An 18958-nucleotide genomic window follows, 5' to 3' on the forward strand; every position below is an offset into this window, starting at 1 on the left:
AATCAACCCTGAAGACCGGTATCGCCGCCGCCCTCGTGCTGGCCTTCGGCATGGGCGCCGCCCAGGCGCAGGCGCAGGAAGTCGTGCGCCTGGGTAATTTGAAATTCGCCCATTACGGTGCCGTGTCCTACATCAAGGAAATCGCGCCCAAGTGCGGCATCAAGGTCGAAGAGCATATCTTCGCCAAGGGGCTCGACGTGATGCAGGCGATCATCGCGGGCGAGCTGGACGTGGGCGCGACGGCGTCCGAAGCAGCCATTTCCGGCCGCGCCGGCGGCGCGCCGATCTACGTGGTGGCCGGCTTTGCCAAGGGCGGCGCGCGCCTGGTGGGCGGGGCGGGGCAAAAGATCACCAGCGTCAAGGAACTCAAGGGCAAGCGCGTGGGCGTGACGCGCGGCGGCATCCAGGAAGTGTTGCTGCTGGCCGAACTGTCGCAGGCGGGCCTGACGTATTCGGAAACCAAGGGCAAGGACGTGCAACTGGTGTTCCTCGCCTACGCCGACTTGAACCAGGCGCTGATGGGCAAGAATATCGACGCCATGATGCAGTCCGAGCCGCAATCGTCGCAGGCGATCAACAAGGGTTTTGGCACCGAGGTCATCAAACCGTACGACACGCCGATCGGCGAGCCCGTGCGGACCATGGTGATGACGGAAAAGTTCTACAAGGAACGCCGTCCCGTGGCGGAAAAATTCATGCGCTGCTTCGTCGAAGCGACCAAGACCTTTATCGACAACAAGGCGACGGCGGAAAAATATGTGCGCGAAGTCGTGTTCCGCGGCCAGATCACGAAGGATGACTTCGACGACGCGATCAGCAATTCGCCGTATTCGTATGACATCTCGCCCGAGCATATCCAGATCACCACGGACGTGATGGTGAAAACGGGCGTGGGCCGCATGACGAAGCCGCCCGTGGCCAAGGACTGGGTCAAGACGGACTTGCTGGAGCAGGCGAAAAAGAGCCTGAACGTGAAGTAAATCAGGCAACCATGAAAAAAACCTCCGCACCAGCGATGGCGCGGAGGTTTTTTTGTGGAGGAATGGCCTTAGCGGGCGTTAAAACCCATCCAGCCTTTTTCCGTCTGGCGGAAGCTCAGCGTGTAGATGCGGGTCAGCTCATCGCCTTTCTTCAACTGGCGGCTGATGATGGCGCCGTAATTGTCTTGCACGAGCTGGTCTGACCATTGCATCAGGTTATCGAAACGCTCGGCCGTCATCGCCGCCTGGCGCGCCAGCAGCGGCGCGGGAATCGCCTTCTTTTCCAGCTGCTGCACCCAGAATTCGCGGAAGACCTTGTTCTCTCCGCCCATGCCGCGCGCCATCAGGCCCAGGCCCATGGTCATGCCCACGGTGCCGTCCGTTTTCGCCTCAGCCTCGAGTTTGTCGGCCACGTCGGCCAGCAATTCCAGGTAGCCCACCTTGGCGCGCAGCACGGCCGAGCCCTTGATTTCGTACTGTTCGTTCTCTTTCCAGCCGTTCAGCTTTTCCAGCTTCGCGATGTCGAAGTACTCCTTGTACAGGTCATAGCTTTGGATGGACGTGCGGAAATACTCCTCGTACGTGGATTGCGAGGGCGCATCTTTCATGCAGCCGCTTAATACGGTGCACGCGGCCAGCAGGAGAAAGGTCCAGGAAATTTTTTTGAAAGAAAACATGGCGGTGGGGGGGCGAGTGGCGAAAAGTGAAAGATTGTTGCTCTATGGACATAATTATAGGGCTGGCTCATCCAGATGGCAACGTGGCCGTGACGCGGCGGCGGTGCGCCGCAGGAAAGATTGCCGAAATCTTGAGGGTGCGCCACCCCGCCGCGCCCGAGGCGCGATATCATGGCAGGCTTGCGGTATCGGCTGGCGGCGAATTGCCTGCAGCCCATACTGTCGCTTGAATCGCGCTTGCCGGCTATGGTGTAAACTTAAACTATGCAGATCTATTTCTTTTTCATCGCCGCCCTGTTGTATGCGGCGTGCGCGGTGCTTCCCTCGTCCCGTGCCCGGCTCATTGCCGGCCTGACCGGCGTCGCCTGGCTGGCGCACGCCGCTACCTTGTGGTTCGACCTGATGGCGCCGGGCACCTTGCGCTTCGGTTTTTCCGCCATGCTGTCGGCCGCGCTGTGGGTTTCCGTGGGCGCCTACTGGATAGAGAACCGCAATTTCAGCCTGGATGGATTGCGCCGCATGGTCATGCCCAGCGCCGTCCTCGCCATCGGCCTGGCCTGGGCCTTTCCTGGCAGCCAGGTCAGCATGGAAGGCAAGTCGGCCGTCTTCGGCTGGCATATTGCCGTGGCCGTGCTCGCCTACAGCACCCTGACGATTGCCGCCTTTCACGCCGTGCTGATGGCGCTGCAGGAATCGCGTCTGCACACGCGCAGCGAAAGCCGCGGCTTCATCGGCACGGCGCTGGACCAGCTGCCAGCCCTGCTGACGATGGAAAAACTGCTGTTCCGCATGATCGGCCTGGGTTTTATTTTGCTCAGCCTGACCGTGCTGTCGGGCATCGTGTTTTCTGAGCAACTGTTCGGCAAGGCCCTCAACTGGGATCACAAATCCGTGTTTACCATGCTGTCGTGGCTGCTGTTTGCCTCGCTGCTGGCAGGCCGCCGCTTTCGCGGCTGGCGCGGCAAGACGGCCCTGAGTTTTACCCTGGCCGGTTTCGCCACCTTGCTGCTGGCCTATGTCGGCAGCCGTTTTGTACTGGAAGTGGTTTTACACCGAGGATTCGCATGACACGTGTTTTATTCTGGCTGGCGCTGGTGTTCCTGGTGCTGTTTGCTATCCGCAGCAAGATCCGTGGCATGCAGCAGCGCGCCCGCGCGCAGCAGCAACAGCAGCCGAATCCGTTTGCGCCGCCCGGCCGGCCGCAGGAATTGCCTGATGCCGAGCTGATGCTGTGCTGCGCCCATTGCGGCGTGTACTATCCGGCCTCGGAGAACGTGCAGGCCAAGGGCCACGATTACTGCAGCCACGCGCACGCCACCTTGTAAGGGCAGGCCGGCGCGCCGTTGCTCATCCGTATCGTAACGTCCTCCGGCCTCCGTCCGGCGTAGCATCTGCAAGAGGCGGTTCGCCGCCGCCATTGCGGAAAGGCGCGCTTCCATGTCCCGTCCCAGTCCCAGCCAGCATTCTGCCGCCGATATGCCGCCGGCGCCGCAACTGAGCGGCAATTCGCTTCCCATGCAGGCGCTGCGCGCGCAGATCGGCCGCATCGCCGGCTGTGGCGCGCCGGTGGCCATCCGCGGCGAATCGGGCACGGGCAAGGAACTGGCGGCGCGTGCCATCCATGCGCAGGGCGCGCGCGCCAGCTTCCCGTTTATCGCCGTCAACTGCGGCGCCATTCCCGAAGCGCTGATGGAAGCGGAATTCTTCGGCTGCCGCCCGGGCGCCTATACGGGCGCGCTGCACGAGCGCCAGGGTTTGTTCCAGGCGGCCCATGGCGGCAGTCTGCTGCTCGACGAAGTGGACGATCTGCCGCTGGCCATGCAGGTAAAACTGTTGCGTGTGCTGCAGGAGCGCCGCGTACGCAAGCTGGGCGGCAGTACCGACGAAGCCGTCGATGTGCGCATCCTGTGCGCGAGCCAGCATGGCCTGGCGCGCGGCGTGGCCGCCGGCACGTTTCGCCAGGACCTGTTTTACCGCCTGCATGTGATCGAGCTGGCGCTGCCGCCGCTGCGCGAGCGGCGCGGCGATCTGCAGGTATTATGTGAGGTGATCCTCGCGCGCCTGTCGCCACGCCGGGCCGTGAGCCTGGCGCCGCCCGTGCTGGCGGCCCTGGCCGCGTATGCGTTTCCCGGCAATGTGCGCGAATTGGAAAACGTGCTGGAGCGGGCACTGGCGTTTGCCGACGGCGGCGTGATCGCGCTCGACGGGCTGGCCTTGCCATCCACGGCGGGCACTATGCCTTTGCGGGCGGCACCGGCATTGCCGGCCTTGCCGGAACGGCAACTGTGCCTGCCCGGCATGGCGGCGCCTGGCGTGGCCCCCGTCCTGCCGCTCGACGTGTATTTGCGCCAGGCCGAGCGCGACATGATCATGCTGGCGCTGGTGCAGGCGCGCTACCACCGGGCACGGGCGGCCCGCCAGCTGGGCTTGAGCGTGCGCCAGTTGCGTTACCGCATGCAGAAATTGACGATACAGGAAGCTTTACTTGATGAGCGTATGGACGATAGATGAAGACGGCTGGTGCGACGGCGCGCTGCGCTATGACTCGCCGCACCACGATGCGCGCCCGGACGGTACGCAAGTCGACTTGCTGGTGATCCATAACATCAGCTTGCCGGGCGGCCACTTTGGCGGACCGCATGTGTCGGACTTGTTTACGGGCCGGGTAGATTATAATGCCGATCCTTCTTTCGCCGACCTGCGTGGCTTGCAGGTGTCGGCGCACTTTTTTGTGCGGCGCGATGGTGCGCTGCTGCAATATGTTTCTACTGATCAACGTGCCTGGCATGCGGGCGCGTCCATGTTCGAAGGACGCCCTCAATGCAATGGCTATTCCATCGGTATCGAAATGGAAGGCGCGGACGATGTGCCCTTCCAGCGGCGGCAATACCATGTGCTGGCGTCGCTGACGGCGGCGCTGGTGGCGCGCTACGGGCTGTCGCAAGTGCGCGGCCACGAGCATATCGCGCCGGGGAGGAAGACGGATCCGGGGCCGTTTTTTGACTGGTATTTTTATCAAAAATGCTGGCTGGAAACCTTGCGCGGGCAGCCTGCGTTAGCGCTTACTTCGCGGGGATTGGGCTTTCCATCCACACCCTGAAAAGTCAACCGAAATCGTATATGAAAATACAAAAAATTACGCCGACGGATGCCGGAAAACTATTGCATCACCCTCCGATGGGTACTACAATTAGTGCAGAAGTTGGATGTAAAGACTATATGTAGTGCCATCACAGACGTTTTCAGAATTATTGTCAAAGCTACCCGGATTGCTGATAAAGCACTGGAACTGGCGGTTTATCACCCTTGATCGTGTTTCGCGCCAGCCGGGCAGTGCGGTGTGGCGAGATGGATACTGAGCTGTTTTATGCACTATGAATTTACTATTTAGCAACAAATACCTGAAGAAACCCTGACCATCGGGCGTTCTATTCAACAACACACGCGGCAGCAAAACTGCAGGCTGACTTTAGCTGACAACGGGAGCTTCAATGCAATCACCACAAGATATTTCCATCCATCCAACGCCAGTATCGCCAGCGCCAGGCGCGGCCAACAGCGTGGCGAGCACGGGCGCGGCATTGGGCGACTATCGCATCATCCGCCGCAACGGCGCAGTGGTGGCATTTGAGCCTTCGAAGATCGCGATCGCCATGACCAAGGCGTTTTTGGCCGTTAACGGCGGCCAGGGCGCCGCCTCGGCACGCATCCGCGAACTGGTGGAACAACTGACGGACGGCGTCGTCGCCGCGCTGGTGCGCCGCCATCCGGGCGGCGGCACCTTCCATATCGAAGACGTGCAAGACCAGGTGGAACTGTCGTTGATGCGTTCGGGCGAGCACGACGTGGCGCGTGCCTACGTGCTGTACCGCGCCAAGCACATGGAAGAGCGCCGCCTGCAGAAGGAAGCGCAAGGCGCGTCCGCGCAAGTGACCGCGCCCCAGCTGAACGTCACCGACAACGGCGTGCGCCGCCTGCTGGACATGCAGGAAGTGCGCGATCTGATCAACGCCGCCTGCGCCGGCCTGGAAAAGCACGTCGATGCCGACGCCATCCTGGCTGAAACCGTGAAAAACCTGTACGACGGCGTGCCTGTCGAAGAGCTGCACAAGTCGGCCATCCTGGCGGCGCGCGCGCTGATGGAAAAAGATCCGGCCTACAGCCAGGTCACGGCCCGCATCCTGCTGCATACGGTGCGCAAGGAAGTGTTCGGCAAGGAAGTGCCGCAAGCGGCCGCTGCCGCCGAATACCTGACGTATTTCCCGCAATACATTGCCAAGGGTATCGCCGCTGAGCTGCTGAACCCGGTCCTTGCCAGTTTCGACCTGGAGCGCCTGGCGAAAGCCATCGTGGCCGACCGCGACTTGCAATTCGGCTACATCGGCCTGCAAACCCTGTACGACCGCTACTTCCTGCACATCCAGGACGTGCGCATCGAAATGCCGCAAGCGTTCTACATGCGCGTGGCCATGGGCCTGGCGCTGAACGAAGCGGACCGCGAAGCGCGCGCCATCGAGTTCTACAGCCTGCTGTCCTCGTTCGACTTCATGAGCTCGACGCCGACCCTGTTCAACTCGGGCACCCTGCGCTCGCAGCTGTCGTCGTGCTACCTGAGCACCGTCTCCGATGACCTGGAAGGCATCTACGACGCCATCAAGGACAATGCGCTGCTGGCCAAGTTTGCCGGCGGCCTGGGCAACGACTGGACGCCAGTGCGCGCCCTGGGCGCCCACATCAAGGGCACCAACGGCAAGTCGCAAGGCGTGGTGCCGTTCCTGAAAGTGGTCAACGACACGGCCGTGGCAGTCAACCAGGGCGGCAAGCGCAAGGGCGCCGTCTGCGCCTACCTGGAAACCTGGCACATGGATATCGAGGAATTCCTCGACCTGCGCAAGAACACTGGCGACGACCGCCGCCGCACGCACGACATGAACACGGCAAACTGGATTCCCGACATGTTCATGAAGCGCGTCATGGAAAAAGGCGATTGGACCCTGTTCTCGCCATCGGACACGCCAGACCTGCACGACAAGGTCGGCAAGGCTTTTGAACAGGCTTACCTGGGCTACGAAGCCAAGGCCGCCGCCGGCGAAATCCGCGTCTTCAAAAAGATCGCCGCGCTGGACCTGTGGCGCAAGATGCTGTCGATGCTGTTTGAAACGGGCCACCCATGGATCACGTTCAAGGATCCTTGCAACATCCGCAGCCCGCAGTCGCACGTCGGCGTCGTGCACAGCTCGAACCTGTGCACGGAAATCACGCTGAACACGGGCCCTGACGAAATCGCCGTCTGCAACCTCGGTTCCGTCAACATGCCGGCGCACATGAAGGAAGGCAAGCTCGATCACGTCAAGCTGGCCAAGACCGTGCGCACCGCCATGCGCATGCTTGACAACGTCATCGACATCAATTACTACGCCGTCGACAAGGCGCGCAATTCGAACATGCGCCACCGTCCGGTCGGCATGGGCGTGATGGGCTTCCAGGACTGCCTGCACATGATGCGCATCCCGTTCGCCTCGGACGCCGCCGTATCGTTTGCCGACACCTCGATGGAAGCCGTCTGCTACTACGCCTACCTGGCGTCGACGGAACTGGCCGAAGAGCGCGGCCGCTATGAGTCGTACGCCGGTTCGCTGTGGGACCGTGGCATCCTGCCGCAGGATTCGGTGAAACTGCTGGCCGAAGAGCGCGGCGGCTATCTGGAAGTCGATTCCTCGTCGGCCATGGACTGGACCCCGGTGCGCGAACGCATCGCCAAGTTCGGCATGCGCAACTCGAACTGCGTGGCGATCGCCCCGACGGCGACGATTTCGAACATCATCGGCGTGTCGGCCTGTATCGAGCCGACGTTCCAGAACCTGTACGTGAAATCGAACCTGTCGGGCGAATTCACCGAGATCAACGGCTACCTGGTGCGCGACCTGAAGGCGCGCGACCTGTGGGATGAAGTCATGATCTCGGACCTGAAGTACTTCGACGGCTCGCTGGTGAAGATCGACCGCATCCCGCAAGACCTGCGCGACATCTACGCCACCGCCTTTGAAGTGTCGCCAAGCTGGCTCGTGGAAGCGGCTTCGCGTCGCCAGAAGTGGATCGACCAGGCCCAGTCGCTGAACATCTACATGGCTGGCGCATCGGGCAAGAAACTGGACGAGACCTACAAGCTGGCATGGCTGCGTGGCCTGAAAACCACCTACTACCTGCGTACCATCGCCGCTACCCACATGGAGAAATCGACCTCCAAGACGGGTGCCCTGAACGCCGTGGCAGTCGATGGCGGCATGTCGGCCAGCGCGCAAAGCACCCAGGCAGCGGTCGTGGCGGCAGCAGCTGTAGCCGTGGCGCCGGTAGTGGCAGCGGCAGCGGACGACGCCGATGGCGAAGCCTGCTACCTGCGCCCAGGTGATGACGGTTTCGAAGAGTGCGAAGCCTGCCAGTAAGATTTTAGTTGTCAGCCCAGAGCGTCTGGGCTGATTCAATGTTGTCAATGTCCGCATTGTCCGATTCAACGGGCCTGTTGCGGACCGCCGGCCCGCCGGCATGGAAAGGAAGAAGAATATGTCGTTGTCCTGGGATGATGAAACCACGTCGGCAGCTGTGCCGCGTCCGGCGCAGCAAGCGCCACTGGGTAATACCGAATTGAACCTGCCGGCAGGTGCCGAGCCGTCCGAAGCGAACGCCGAGCAAGTGGCGCGCCGCGTGAATGCCGACGACAAGCGCATCATCAACGGCAAGACGGACGTCAACCAGCTGGTGCCGTTCAAGTACAAATGGGCATGGGACAAATACCTGGCCGGCTGCGCCAACCACTGGATGCCGCAGGAAGTGAACATGCAGCGCGATATCGAGCTGTGGAAGAATCCGAACGGCCTGACGGACGACGAGCGCCGCTTGGTCAAGCGCAACCTGGGCTTCTTCGTGACGGCCGACTCGCTGGCCGCCAACAACATCGTGCTGGGCACCTACCGCCACATCACGGCGCCCGAGTGCCGCCAGTACCTGCTGCGCCAGGCGTTCGAGGAAGCGATCCACACGCACGCTTACCAGTACATCGTCGAATCGCTGGGCCTGGACGAAGGCGAGATCTTCAACGCCTACAACGAAGTCAAGTCGATCCGCGACAAGGATGAATTCCTGATCCCGTTCATCAACACCCTGACCGACCCGGCATTCGTCACCGGCACGGTGGAAAACGATCAGAAGCTGCTCAAATCGCTGATCGTGTTTGCCTGCCTGATGGAAGGCCTGTTCTTCTACGTGGGCTTCACGCAGATCCTGGCGCTGGGCCGCCAGAACAAGATGATGGGCGCGGCGGAACAGTACCAGTACATCCTGCGCGACGAATCGATGCACTGCAACTTCGGCATCGACTTGATCAACACGATCAAGATGGAAAACCCGCAGCTGTGGACGGCCGCCTTCCGCGAAGAGATCAAGGATCTGTTCATGAAGGCCGTGGAACTGGAATACGCGTACGCCGAAGACACCATGCCGCGCGGCGTGCTGGGTCTGAACGCACCAATGTTCAAGGGCTATTTGCGCTTCATCGCCAACCGCCGCGCGCAGCAGATCGGCATCGAGCCGCTGTTCGCCCAGGAAGAAAATCCATTCCCGTGGATGAGCGAAATGATCGACATGAAGAAGGAACGCAACTTCTTCGAGACGCGCGTGACGGAATACCAGACCGGCGGCGCGCTGAACTGGGAATAAGCCAGCCGATAGCGTCACAAGTCATATGACAAAGGCCTCGCGGATGCGGGGCCTTTTGCTATCTGGAGAACTTATTGCACCGGGCTCACACGGTCGGAATGGTGCCGCCGTCGATCACATACTCGGCGCCGTGGATCGACGCGGCGCGGTCCGAGGCCAGAAAGGCGACCAGTTCGGCCACTTCTTCCGGCGTGCCCGGGCGGCCGATGGGAATGCCGCCCAGCGTCTGCATCAGCTTCTGGCGGGCCGCCTCTTCGTCGATGCCCGTGTGGTCGGCCCAGCGCCGTATCATCGCGTGGGCCGCCGTGGTTTCAATAAAGCCCGGTGAGACGGTATTGATGCGGATGCCCTGCGGACCGAATTCCTTCGATAATCCCTTGCTGTCGTTGCTCAGCGCAGCCTTGGCGGCCGCATACGCCAGCGTCGAGTCATACAGCGGCAGGCTGCGCTGGATAGACGAGATGTGGATGATCACGCCGTATTGGCGTGCCACCATCGTCGGCAGCAGGGCGCGGTCGAGGCGCACGGCGGCAAGCAGGTTGCCATTGAGCGCGCCTTCCCAGGCATCGTCGTCCAGGGCTAGCGCACCGCCGCCCGCGGCCGTCGAGCCGCGCACGTTATTGATCAGGATATCGACCCCGCCCAGGCTGGCCAGCACTTCCTTGATCACCGTGTCGGTTCCCGCGCGGGTACGCAGATCGGCCGCGATGAAATGCACGCCGGCCGGCAAGCTGCTGCTGGCGGAGCGCGCCGTGGTCGCCATTTGCGCGCCGCGCTCAAGCATCAGTTTCAGCGTTGCCGCGCCCATGCCCTTCGTGCCGCCCGTGATCAGCACACTCTTGTCCTTGAAGTCGGTATTCATGCGCCGATCTCCAGGGTCTGGATGCGGTTGTTGGCGAGCGTGAAGGCAAAGCGCAGCTCCAGCGGGCTGCCGGGGAAACTGCCGCTGACGCTGCCGGTGATCACGCAGCGCGCGCCCTGGGTGTCGGCCGAGATGGGGCTGACGGTGGCGCCGTACTGCTTGCTGCCAGCTTCTTTCCAGGCCTGGATGGCGGCATGGCCTGCGTGGGACCGGCCTTCGTCGTGAACGACGCCATCGGCGGCGAAGCATTGCGCCACGGCGTTGCTATCGTGATGGTTGTCGGCGCTAAAGTAATCGCCAACGATGGCCGGCATGAGGAGAGACATGGCGCTTCCTTTCGGTGGAGAGGTAGGGAGCGACCATCATATGGCGTTCAATTGCAGAGAAATAGTAGAGTAGGGGTGATAGGCTTTACACTTCAGGTTCATTATTGGCGGCGTGATCGCGCATGAAAAATAACTCTCTCGATGGCATCCGTACCTTTCTCGCGGTCGCCGAGCGCAAAAGTTTCAGCGCCGCGGCGCTGCAGCTTGGCGTGACGGTGACGGCCGTCAGCAAGGCGGTCAAGGTGATGGAGCGCCAGCATGGCGTGCTGCTCTTCAAGCGCAATACGCGCAATGTCGCCTTCACCGAAGCCGGCGCTGGCCTGTACGCCAGCCTGGCCGGCGCCACCCGGCAGATCGATGACGCCTTCGCCGCGCTGACCATGTTTCGTGACCGGCCCGCCGGCCATTTGCGGCTGACGGTGCCGCGCGCGCTGGGCGCGCTGGTGATGCGCGCATTGATACCGCGTTTTCGCAGCAGCTATCCTGACGTGACCATCGACCTGTCGCTCGACGATGGCGCCGTCGATCTGCTGGCGCACGGTTACGATGCGGGCATCCGCCTGGGACAGTCCGTGGAGCAGGAGATGGTGGCCGTGCGCCTGACGGGCGACTTGCGCTGGTCCGTGGTTGGCGCGCCCGGCTACTTCGAGCGGAAAGGGCGGCCGCTGATCCCGGAAGACCTGATGCGCCACGACACGCTGGCCTACCGCTTCCGCACTTCCGGCGCCTTGCACCGCTGGCGCTTCATGCGCGATGGCGAAGAATTTCTGGTGGAAGCCGGTGCGCCCCTGGTCGTCAACGACACCACGCTGATCGCCGATTTCGCGCGCTCGGGTCTGGGCCTGGCGTATATGCCGGATGTGGAAATCGAAGCTGACCTGGCCAGCGGCAGCTTGCTGCGGGTGCTGGAAAACTACGTTCCGCCGACGAGCGGATTGTTCCTGTATTTTCCTGCCCGTACCCAGAGCCAGCCCAAACTGCGCGCCTTCATCGATACGGCGCTGGCGCTCTCCCGGCCCGCGTCTTCCTGCGACACGCGCTAGCCTGGCCTGCTTTTTCCAGCCTGGCGCCATCATCCCGAGGACCGGCTGCGGCATCGCACGCTGCGTTTTTTCGCGCTGCTTTTTCATGAGGTGCAGTGGCGCGGTGGCGCAGAAAAGTGCGACCATTTTTTCGCCGCATCGCGCGCGCCGCGACGCATTTTTTTGATGGCGCCAATGCGCGCGGGACGGGGTGTAAATATCGTTTCCGGACACGCTGGCGGCGGCATTTGCCGCGCGATTGTGCGATAGCACGCGTATCGTGCAAAAAAGCGGGCGAAAACGTGTCGTGCCGGTTGCGCATTGACAAGGTTTTCGTGTACTTTATGAGATTGCAGATGCGAGCGTTAGAATGCGGGGTTTTTTAACCAGCGCGGTAGCGAAAAAACCTCGCAAAACAGGGATACAGATTTACACGGATATGCACAAAACCACACCGTTTTCGTCTGCCGCCGTGCCCGAATTTTTTCAGGCATGGCGGTTTTTTATTTGACGCATCGGTGTTGTGGCGAGCGCGATGCGAGGAGCGAAAAAACGCACGGCATCGAAAACGAATGACCGAATTCAGACTTTGCCACCAGCTGCGAGATAAAGCAGGGTGGCACCGACGATGGCTGAAGTGCTGCAAACGTGAGGAGTTGCAGCAGTTCAGCTGGTGCCGAATTCATTAGCGCAAACGACCGTTTGCGCCGATGAATAATTCGCCTGGCCTATCCCTGTGGTGGGTCGGACGGGTTTAAATCTTGTAGCTTAAATTTCTCATCTCAGATGAAGGAGAGACAAATGGCAACAGCCGCTAAGAAATCAGAAGTAAAGAAACCAGCCGCCAAGGCTGCTCCTGCCGCGAAGAAGCCGGTAGCCGCAGCGAAGACGGTTGCCGCTAAACCAGCTGCCAAAGCCGCAGCAAAACCAGCAGCGAAACCAGCCGCCAAAGCCGCAGCCAAGCCTGCAGCAAAAGTGGCTGCCAAGCCAGTAGCGAAAGCCGCAGCAAAACCAGCGGCCAAGGCAGCAGCGAAACCGGCAGCCAAGCCGGCCGCCAAGCCGGCAGCAAAAGCCGCAGCGAAACCGGCCGCCAAGGCAGCAGCCAAGCCTGTCGCGAAAAAAGCAGCAGCCAAACCGGCCGCCAAGCCAGCAGCGAAAGCCGCAGCAAAACCAGCGGCCAAAGCAGCAGCCAAGCCAGCAGTGAAAAAAGCCGCAGCGAAACCTGCAGCCAAGGCAGCAGCGAAGCCGGCAGCCAAAGCGGCAGCCAAGCCAGCAGCGAAAAAAGTCGTCGCCAAAGCAGCAGCGAAGCCGGCAGCAAAAGCTGCAGCCAAGCCAGCAGTGAAAAAAGCCGCAGCAAAACCTGCAGCCAAGGCAGCAGCGAAGCCGGCCGCCAAAGCGGCAGCCAAGCCAGCAGCGAAAAAAGTCGTCGCCAAGGCAGCAGCGAAGCCAGCAGCCAAAGCGGCAGCCAAGCCAGCAGCAAAAGCAGCAGCGAAGCCAGCGGCCAAGGCAGCAGCCAAGCCAGCAGCAAAAGCCGCAGCCAAGCCAGCGGCCAAGGTAGCAGCGAAGCCGGCAGCCAAGCCAGCAACTAAGGCGGCAGCCAAGCCAGCGGCCAAGGTAGCAGCGAAGCCAGCAGCGAAAGCGGCAGCGAAGCCTGCAGCCAAGGTAGCAGCGAAGCCAGCAGCCAAAGCGGCAGCCAAGCCAGCAGCGAAACCTGCTGCCAAGGTCGCAGCAAAACCGGCAGCCAAGCCAGCAGCAAAAGCTGCAGCGAAGCCAGCCGCCAAGGTCGCAGCAAAGCCGGCAGCGAAAGCAGCAGCGAAACCTGCCGCCAAGCCAGCCGCAGCGCCAGTCGTGGCAGCCGCACCAGCAGCAGCGCCGGCAGCAGCTCCAGCGGCACCAGCCGCCGTGGCCGCCAAGCCAGCCGCCAAGAAGGCCGCGCCTAAAAAGGCCGCACCGAAGAAGGCAGCTCCTGTCGCCAAACCATCGGCACCTATCGCACCTGTAGCAAAAACCGTGTTGGCACCGGCTGCAGCCTGGCCATTCCCAACCAGCACCCGCCCATCGTAATTTCAACGATACGGGTGCCTGGATGAGGCAACACGCCGCTGTGTGACTCAATCACACAGCGGTTTTTTTTTGGAGAATTAGTCGTGCTGATCGTTATCCTTACATTGATCGTTGATACCATCGCTACCTTGCTGGGCGGCGTGCTGCTGCTGCGCTTCTGGATGCAGGCGGTGCGCGTGCGGCCCCCCTCGTCGGTGGCGCAATTCACGTTTCAATTGTCCGACTGGCTGGTGCGCCCTCTGCGCCGCGTGGTGCCGGGCGTGGGCGGGTATGACTGGGCCAGTCTGATCGGCGCCTTCCTGATCGTGCTGCTGGCCAGCTCGGTGCTGTTTATTTCCGGCTATCCCGTCGAAGTGGTGCTGCTCAAGTCGCTGCAACGCTTCCTGCAATGGATACTCTACGGTTTCATGGCCTTGCTGATCATCGAAGCCATCTTCAGCTGGGTCAACCCGCATGCGCCGCTGGCGCCGTTCGTACGGGCCCTGAATGAGCCGCTGCTGCGCCCGATCCGCAAGGTCGTGCCGCTGGTCGGCAGCCTGGATTTGTCGTTGCTGGTCGCGCTGATCCTGTTGCAGATCGCGCAGGTGCTGGTGGGGATGATTATTGTGGTGCGATGAGGGTGGCGTAGGTCGGGTTAGCGTAGCGTAACCCGACATCAGCACTTGCCATGCCAATGATGTTGTCGGATTACGCGCGACCTCGCCGCGCACATCCGAGCTACATATTAATAGCGGTAACCGAACGCCGCTTCAAACTGGTCGGCGATGCTCTCTGGCGTAAACACATGGTTTTGCGCGCCCTGGGTGGCGATCTTGATGGCGCCCAGCAGGCTGGCCAGGCGGCCGCTGGTTTCCCAGCCCAGGTCGTTGGTGATGCCGAAAAGCAAGCCGGCACGGTAGGCGTCGCCGCAGCCGGTCGGGTCCAGCACTTCCTTGGCGGCCACGACAGGAATGTCGATGCGCTTGCCGTCCGTATAGATTTCCGACCCTTTTTCGCCACGCGTGACGATCAGCGCTTCCAGGCGGCCGGCGATGTCCGGCAGGGTCAAGCCCGTGCGTTCCATCAACATTTCCATCTCATAATCGTTGGCCGACACATACGTGGCTTTGTTGATGAAGTCGATCAACTGTTCACCATTGAAGCGCGGCAACTGCTGACCCGGGTCGAACATGAAGGGGATGCCCAGCTCGGCCAGGTCGGCGGCGTGCTTGAGCATGCCCTGGTCGCCGTCCGGCGAAATGATGGCGACCTTGGCGGGGCCCGCGTTGGCGATCGGGTTTTCATGCGCAAACGACATGGCGCCCGGGTGGAAGGCATTGATCTGGTTATTGTCCGCGTCGGCCGTGACGAAGCACTGCGCGTTGTAGCTGTCGGCCTTGATCAGGATGTTGGCGGTGGAAATGCCCAGCTTTTGCAGGCGCTCCAGGTAGGCGGCGCTGTCTTGCCCCATGACGCCGACGATGCGCGGGTCGCCGCCCAGCATTTTCAAGCTGTAGGCGATATTGCCCGAGCAGCCGCCGAACTCCGTGCGCATGGTGGGCACGAGGAAGGACACGTTCACCTTGTGCAACTGGTCGGCCAGCAGCGATTCGCCGAAGCGGCCGGGGAATTGCATGATGGTGTCGGTGGCAAGCGAGCCGCAGATCAGCGATGTTTTGGTCATGATAGTGTCTGTTAAGGGTAAAAGATGGCGATATGGTAGCCAGACGCCGTGAGCTGGTTTAATGCAAAATACAGTTTGATGGTTTGTTCCGAGCGCGGCGCAAAGCCCTTGCTCACGTCGATATTGGCTGGCAGATAGTCGCGCGGCGCGATCACGCGGCGCACGACGGGCTTGTCGTTGGCGTCGTTGAGTATCAGTTCGATGCTGGGCCAGGCTTGCACGCTGCGGCTCTGGTTGCGCAGCAGCGAGACGTAGGAAAAGGTGTGGTCCTTGATGGTTTGCAATTCGCCTTGCTCGATGGCCAGCGCCTCGATCTGCGCCGGCAAGTCGACCTGGCAGCCGCTGAGCTTGCACAGCGCGACGAGGGTCGGCTTCCACTGCGGGAATTGCGCCGCCAGTGGATTGCGGAAGGTGGTCATTACTTGCAGGAATAATAACAGCAGCAATACGACCGAGCCGGCGGCCATGGCCACGCGCAAAGCCTTGCCGCTTTGTTCGCGGCGCCGTCCCAAGGTCACAAAGGCCGGCTCGTCGTCGCCTGGCGGCAATATGGCTTCTTCCTGCTCTTCGGCTGGTTCCGGCGCGACGGGTGCGGCGGGCAGCGCTTCGAAAGAGTGGTCGGTCAGCGTCGGTTCCCGGCGCGCGGGCGCGGGCTTGTCCAGACTGACTTTCTCGGTCGCAGGAAGCGCCGGCGCGGCGCCAGTTTCCAGATTCGGTTCGCGGCGGCTGTCGCGCAGATACGTGGCGAAGGCGGGTACGTCATCGACCTGGCGGCGCTTGAAGGGTGCCACCGGCTGGGGCAACGGTGCTTCGGGCAGTTCTGCCGGGGTTTCTTCAGGTTCAGGTCTATCGAGCGGTGCGGCGGCCGGTAGCTCTTCGGGCAGGGCCACGTCGAGGTCCAGCTCGATATGCTCGCCATCGTCTTCATCGGCCTTGAGCTGCGCCGTTTCCGGCAAGATGCCGAACGGGTCGAGCGAGGTGTCGAAGTCGAGGGAATAAATGGGTTCGTCGTCCGTGGCGGACGGCAGGCTGTTGTCGGCCGGATAACTGGCCGGCAGCGGGGCGGCAGTGCCGGGGGCCAATGTTAAAAACGGCGATGCCGCGGCTGGATCGACCAGTGCGGCATTGCCGTCAAACACTTCCCTGCACGTGCCACAGCGCACGATGCCCCCACGTAACTTCAATTGGTCAGCAGCGACCCGAAATATCGTGTTGCAATGGGGGCATTTGGTGGCGAGGGCCATTGCTGTGCTTATGTACCTTCCGCGCGGGGCGCAGGCGCTTGCGTTGCACCCAGGCGGCCATGCAGTGCCACCCAGCCGTCTTGCTCGGCCCACACGCCCAGTTGGATGAACGGTGCGTAGGCAGCGGCCACTTCTTCCGCCTGGCGTGCCAGCACGCCGGACAGGATCAGCGCGCCGCCATCGGCGACACGGCCGGAGAGCATCGGCGCCATCAGCTTCAATGGGCTCGACAGGATGTTGGCGACGACGATGTCAAACTTGGCCGTGGCGTGTGCCGAAGTGGCAAACGTGTCCGGCAAGAAATATTCGATCTCGCACTGGTTGCGTTCGGCATTGTCGCGCGCCGATTCGATCGCCTGCGGGTCGATATCGACGCCGGCCACCGTTTGCGCGCCAAGCTTCTTGGCTACCATGGCCAGGATGCCGGAACCGCAACCGTAGTCGAGCACGGTCTTGCCTGGAGCGGGGTTCGCTTCCAGCCATTCCATGCAAAGACGCGTGGTCGGATGGCTGCCCGTGCCGAAGGCCAGGCCAGGGTCCAGTTCCAGGATCAGGCCGTCAGGATCCGGTGCCTCGTGCCAGCTGGGCACGACCCAGATATTCTTGCCGATGTGAATCGGCGCGAATTGCGATTGGGTCAGGCGCACCCAGTCCTGCTCTTCCACTGAACGCATGGCAAAGGCGGGCACTTCCGTCATGCCGATCGCCTGGGCCGCGGCGGCCACGATGGCGGCCTGGTCGGCGTCGACGTCGGTCAGCGCCACCACGCGGCTGCGTTCCCACGCCGCTTCTTTCGGTTCCATGCCGGGTTCGCCAAACAGGGGCTGCTCGGCATCCGTGCCTTCATCGGCGTCTTCCACCGACACCGACAGGGCGCCCGCTTCCATCAACGCGTCGGACATGGCCTCGGCGTTGTCACGGGCGATTTCGATGACGATTTCCGTCCAGCTCATGCGCCCGCCTTGATTTCGGACTTCTTGGCGATGCTGGGGCTGCCGCCATTCAGGTTCTTGCCCAGGTCCGGCATGTCGGCCAGCTTCTGTTCCAGATAGTGAATGTTGGTGCCGCCTTCGATGAAGCGCGCGTCGATCATCAGTTCGCGGTGCAGGGCGATATTCGTGTTGATGCCTTCGACCACCATTTCGGACAGGGCGATCTGCATGCGGCGGATCGCTTGCTCGCGCGTGGCGCCGTAAGCGATCACTTTGCCGATCATCGAGTCGTAGTGCGGCGGCACGTAGTAGCCGGCGTAGGCGTGCGAGTCAACGCGGATGCCAGGGCCGCCAGGTGCATGCCACGACACGATCTTGCCTGGCGATGGCGTGAACTTGAATGGATCTTCGGCGTTGATGCGGCACTCGATGGCGTGGCCCGACAGCAAGACGTCGCGCTGGCGGAAACGCAGTTTTTCGCCGGCGGCGATGCGGATCTGCTCTTGCACGATGTCGATGCCGGTGATCATCTCGGTGACCGGATGTTCCACCTGCACGCGGGTATTCATTTCAATGAAATAGAACTCGCCGTTTTCGTACAGGAACTCAAACGTGCCGGCGCCGCGGTAGCCGATCTTGCGGCAAGCTTCGGCGCAACGGTCGCCGATTTTCTCGATCAGCTTGCGCGGGATGCCCGGCGCTGGCGCTTCTTCGATCACTTTCTGGTGGCGGCGCTGCATGGAGCAGTCGCGCTCGCCCAGCCAGACGGCGTTCTTGTGTTCGTCGGCAAGGATCTGGATTTCCACGTGGCGCGGATTTTCCAGGTACTTCTCCATATACACTTCAGGGTTGCCGAAAGCCGTGCCGGCTTCCGTCTTGGTCATCGCCACGGCGTTGATCAGGGCCGCTTCCGTGTGCACGACGCGCATGCCGCGGCCGCCACCGCCGCCGGCGGCCTTGATGATGACCGGGTAGCCGATCTTGCGGGCAATTTGCACGATCGCTTTCGGGTCGTCGGGCAACGCGCCTTCCGAGCCCGGTACGCACGGTACGCCGGCCTTGATCATGGTTTGCTTGGCCGATACTTTATCGCCCATCAAACGGATCGATTCGGAGCGGGGGCCGATGAAGACGAAGCCCGATTTCTCGACGCGTTCGGCGAAGTCGGCATTTTCCGACAGGAAGCCATAGCCAGGGTGAATCGCTTGCGCATCCGTCACTTCAGCGGCGCTGATGATGGCGGGCATGTTCAGATAGCTCAGGGACGACTGTGCCGGGCCGATACAAACGGATTCGTCGGCCAGCTTGACGTATTTCGCGTCCTTGTCGGCTTCGGAGTGGACTACAACCGTTTTAATGCCCATTTCGCGGCAGGCGCGCTGAATACGGAGGGCAATTTCACCACGGTTGGCAATCAGGATTTTTTCAAACATGGTAGGTTCGCGTATGTCTGTGAGAGCCGGCGAGCCGGCGAA

The 18958-nt window shown here is 61.9% G+C and carries 18 protein-coding genes; 9 read left to right on the forward strand and 9 right to left on the reverse strand.

Annotation, left to right across the window (positions count from 1 at the left end):
* Positions 1–50: 50 nt before the first annotated feature.
* A complete protein-coding gene (locus tag ACQ4WO_RS01175) occupies positions 51–980 on the forward strand; it encodes an ABC transporter substrate-binding protein (protein WP_436480628.1) in 930 nt (309 codons plus the stop codon).
* Positions 981–1048: 68 nt separating this feature from the next.
* Here ACQ4WO_RS01175 and ACQ4WO_RS01180 read toward each other — a convergent pair whose 3' ends face one another.
* Positions 1049–1588 (reverse strand): hypothetical protein, encoded by a 540-nt coding sequence (locus ACQ4WO_RS01180; protein WP_128141910.1) that lies wholly within the window; start codon positions 1586–1588, stop codon positions 1049–1051.
* Between the two features lie 333 nt (positions 1589–1921).
* Here ACQ4WO_RS01180 and ACQ4WO_RS01185 point away from each other — a divergent pair, with 333 nt between their 5' ends.
* The 6 genes from ACQ4WO_RS01185 (at position 1922) to ACQ4WO_RS01210 (ending at position 9370) form a co-directional block, all read left to right on the forward strand.
* A complete protein-coding gene (locus ACQ4WO_RS01185; protein WP_046684240.1) occupies positions 1922–2725 on the forward strand; it encodes a cytochrome C assembly family protein in 804 nt (267 codons plus the stop codon).
* The gene (locus ACQ4WO_RS01190; protein ID WP_034746591.1) at positions 2722–2982 is read left to right on the forward strand and encodes a PP0621 family protein; all 261 of its coding nucleotides are present in this window, start codon (positions 2722–2724) and stop codon (positions 2980–2982) included. The genes ACQ4WO_RS01185 and ACQ4WO_RS01190 overlap by 4 nt, the downstream gene beginning before the upstream one ends.
* A 112-nt stretch (positions 2983–3094) precedes the next feature.
* Complete coding sequence (locus tag ACQ4WO_RS01195; protein ID WP_436479896.1) at positions 3095–4168, forward strand: sigma 54-interacting transcriptional regulator; 1074 nt, start codon at positions 3095–3097, stop codon at positions 4166–4168.
* Positions 4146–4757: a 1,6-anhydro-N-acetylmuramyl-L-alanine amidase AmpD gene (gene ampD, locus ACQ4WO_RS01200; RefSeq protein ID WP_436480629.1), complete on the forward strand. Its 612-nt coding sequence runs from the start codon at positions 4146–4148 to the stop codon at positions 4755–4757. The genes ACQ4WO_RS01195 and ampD overlap by 23 nt, the downstream gene beginning before the upstream one ends.
* A gap of 391 nt (positions 4758–5148) precedes the next feature.
* Complete coding sequence (locus ACQ4WO_RS01205) at positions 5149–8100, forward strand: ribonucleoside-diphosphate reductase subunit alpha (RefSeq protein WP_436479897.1); 2952 nt, start codon at positions 5149–5151, stop codon at positions 8098–8100.
* A gap of 118 nt (positions 8101–8218) precedes the next feature.
* On the forward strand, positions 8219–9370 hold the full coding sequence (locus ACQ4WO_RS01210) for a ribonucleotide-diphosphate reductase subunit beta (protein ID WP_034780261.1): 1152 nt from the start codon (positions 8219–8221) through the stop codon (positions 9368–9370).
* An 85-nt stretch (positions 9371–9455) separates the two neighbouring features.
* On the opposite strand, the gene ACQ4WO_RS01215 is transcribed toward ACQ4WO_RS01210, so the two are convergent.
* Together ACQ4WO_RS01215 and ACQ4WO_RS01220 are read right to left on the reverse strand one after the other, a co-directional pair.
* Positions 9456–10232, reverse strand: coding sequence for an SDR family oxidoreductase (locus ACQ4WO_RS01215; RefSeq protein ID WP_436479898.1), 777 nt, complete (start codon positions 10230–10232; stop codon positions 9456–9458).
* Positions 10229–10558: a nuclear transport factor 2 family protein gene (locus ACQ4WO_RS01220; RefSeq protein WP_436479899.1), complete on the reverse strand. Its 330-nt coding sequence runs from the start codon at positions 10556–10558 to the stop codon at positions 10229–10231. The genes ACQ4WO_RS01215 and ACQ4WO_RS01220 overlap by 4 nt, the downstream gene beginning before the upstream one ends.
* A 122-nt stretch (positions 10559–10680) precedes the next feature.
* Between ACQ4WO_RS01220 and ACQ4WO_RS01225 the strand changes: the two genes are divergently transcribed.
* Positions 10681–11601 carry a LysR family transcriptional regulator gene (locus ACQ4WO_RS01225; RefSeq protein WP_436479900.1) on the forward strand — a complete coding sequence of 307 codons (921 nt, stop codon included), beginning with the start codon at positions 10681–10683 and terminating at the stop codon, positions 11599–11601.
* 877 nt (positions 11602–12478) lie between these two features.
* Here the strand turns inward: ACQ4WO_RS01225 and ACQ4WO_RS01230 are convergent.
* Together ACQ4WO_RS01230 and ACQ4WO_RS01235 are read right to left on the reverse strand one after the other, a co-directional pair.
* Positions 12479–13165, reverse strand: a complete 687-nt coding sequence (locus tag ACQ4WO_RS01230) for a hypothetical protein (protein WP_436479901.1) — start codon at positions 13163–13165, stop codon at positions 12479–12481.
* Positions 13166–13474 (reverse strand): hypothetical protein, encoded by a 309-nt coding sequence (locus ACQ4WO_RS01235; protein ID WP_436479902.1) that lies wholly within the window; start codon positions 13472–13474, stop codon positions 13166–13168.
* A gap of 253 nt (positions 13475–13727) precedes the next feature.
* On the opposite strand from ACQ4WO_RS01235, the gene ACQ4WO_RS01240 reads away from it, so the two are divergent.
* Positions 13728–14261, forward strand: coding sequence for a YggT family protein (locus ACQ4WO_RS01240; protein WP_034780256.1), 534 nt, complete (start codon positions 13728–13730; stop codon positions 14259–14261).
* Between the two features lie 107 nt (positions 14262–14368).
* Here ACQ4WO_RS01240 and ACQ4WO_RS01245 read toward each other — a convergent pair whose 3' ends face one another.
* From ACQ4WO_RS01245 to accC, 4 genes are read right to left on the reverse strand one after another with little or no spacing between them, the layout of a single operon-like run.
* Positions 14369–15307 carry a carbohydrate kinase family protein gene (locus ACQ4WO_RS01245; protein WP_230518876.1) on the reverse strand — a complete coding sequence of 313 codons (939 nt, stop codon included), beginning with the start codon at positions 15305–15307 and terminating at the stop codon, positions 14369–14371.
* 11 nt (positions 15308–15318) lie between these two features.
* On the reverse strand, positions 15319–16551 hold the full coding sequence (locus tag ACQ4WO_RS01250; RefSeq protein ID WP_436479903.1) for a DUF3426 domain-containing protein: 1233 nt from the start codon (positions 16549–16551) through the stop codon (positions 15319–15321).
* Between the two features lie 8 nt (positions 16552–16559).
* A complete protein-coding gene (gene prmA / locus ACQ4WO_RS01255; protein ID WP_436479904.1) occupies positions 16560–17504 on the reverse strand; it encodes a 50S ribosomal protein L11 methyltransferase in 945 nt (314 codons plus the stop codon).
* Entirely contained in the window at positions 17501–18916 is a 1416-nt protein-coding gene (gene accC, locus ACQ4WO_RS01260; protein WP_034746622.1) for an acetyl-CoA carboxylase biotin carboxylase subunit, read from the reverse strand. Before accC ends, prmA begins: the two co-directional genes overlap by 4 nt.
* Positions 18917–18958 lie beyond the last annotated feature (42 nt).

It is taken from the genome of Janthinobacterium aestuarii (assembly GCF_051380835.1).
Lineage (GTDB): Bacteria > Pseudomonadota > Gammaproteobacteria > Burkholderiales > Burkholderiaceae_D > Janthinobacterium > Janthinobacterium aestuarii.

Excerpts from the sequence above, each read along its gene's own strand:
- ACQ4WO_RS01175 (WP_436480628.1), top strand. The coding sequence starts at position 51 with ATGGGCGCCGCCCAGGCGCAGGCGCAGGAAGTCGTGCGCCTGGGTAAT.
- ACQ4WO_RS01180 (WP_128141910.1), bottom strand. The coding sequence starts at position 1,588 with ATGAAAGATGCGCCCTCGCAATCCACGTACGAGGAGTATTTCCGCACG.
- ACQ4WO_RS01185 (WP_046684240.1), top strand. The coding sequence starts at position 1,922 with ATGCAGATCTATTTCTTTTTCATCGCCGCCCTGTTGTATGCGGCGTGC.
- ACQ4WO_RS01190 (WP_034746591.1), top strand. The coding sequence starts at position 2,722 with ATGACACGTGTTTTATTCTGGCTGGCGCTGGTGTTCCTGGTGCTGTTT.
- ACQ4WO_RS01195 (WP_436479896.1), top strand. The coding sequence starts at position 3,095 with ATGTCCCGTCCCAGTCCCAGCCAGCATTCTGCCGCCGATATGCCGCCG.
- ampD (WP_436480629.1), top strand. The coding sequence starts at position 4,146 with ATGAGCGTATGGACGATAGATGAAGACGGCTGGTGCGACGGCGCGCTG.
- ACQ4WO_RS01205 (WP_436479897.1), top strand. The coding sequence starts at position 5,149 with ATGCAATCACCACAAGATATTTCCATCCATCCAACGCCAGTATCGCCA.
- ACQ4WO_RS01210 (WP_034780261.1), top strand. The coding sequence starts at position 8,219 with ATGTCGTTGTCCTGGGATGATGAAACCACGTCGGCAGCTGTGCCGCGT.
- ACQ4WO_RS01215 (WP_436479898.1), bottom strand. The coding sequence starts at position 10,232 with ATGAATACCGACTTCAAGGACAAGAGTGTGCTGATCACGGGCGGCACG.
- ACQ4WO_RS01220 (WP_436479899.1), bottom strand. The coding sequence starts at position 10,558 with ATGTCTCTCCTCATGCCGGCCATCGTTGGCGATTACTTTAGCGCCGAC.
- ACQ4WO_RS01225 (WP_436479900.1), top strand. The coding sequence starts at position 10,681 with ATGAAAAATAACTCTCTCGATGGCATCCGTACCTTTCTCGCGGTCGCC.
- ACQ4WO_RS01245 (WP_230518876.1), bottom strand. The coding sequence starts at position 15,307 with ATGACCAAAACATCGCTGATCTGCGGCTCGCTTGCCACCGACACCATC.
- ACQ4WO_RS01250 (WP_436479903.1), bottom strand. The coding sequence starts at position 16,551 with ATGGCCCTCGCCACCAAATGCCCCCATTGCAACACGATATTTCGGGTC.
- prmA (WP_436479904.1), bottom strand. The coding sequence starts at position 17,504 with ATGAGCTGGACGGAAATCGTCATCGAAATCGCCCGTGACAACGCCGAG.
- accC (WP_034746622.1), bottom strand. The coding sequence starts at position 18,916 with ATGTTTGAAAAAATCCTGATTGCCAACCGTGGTGAAATTGCCCTCCGT.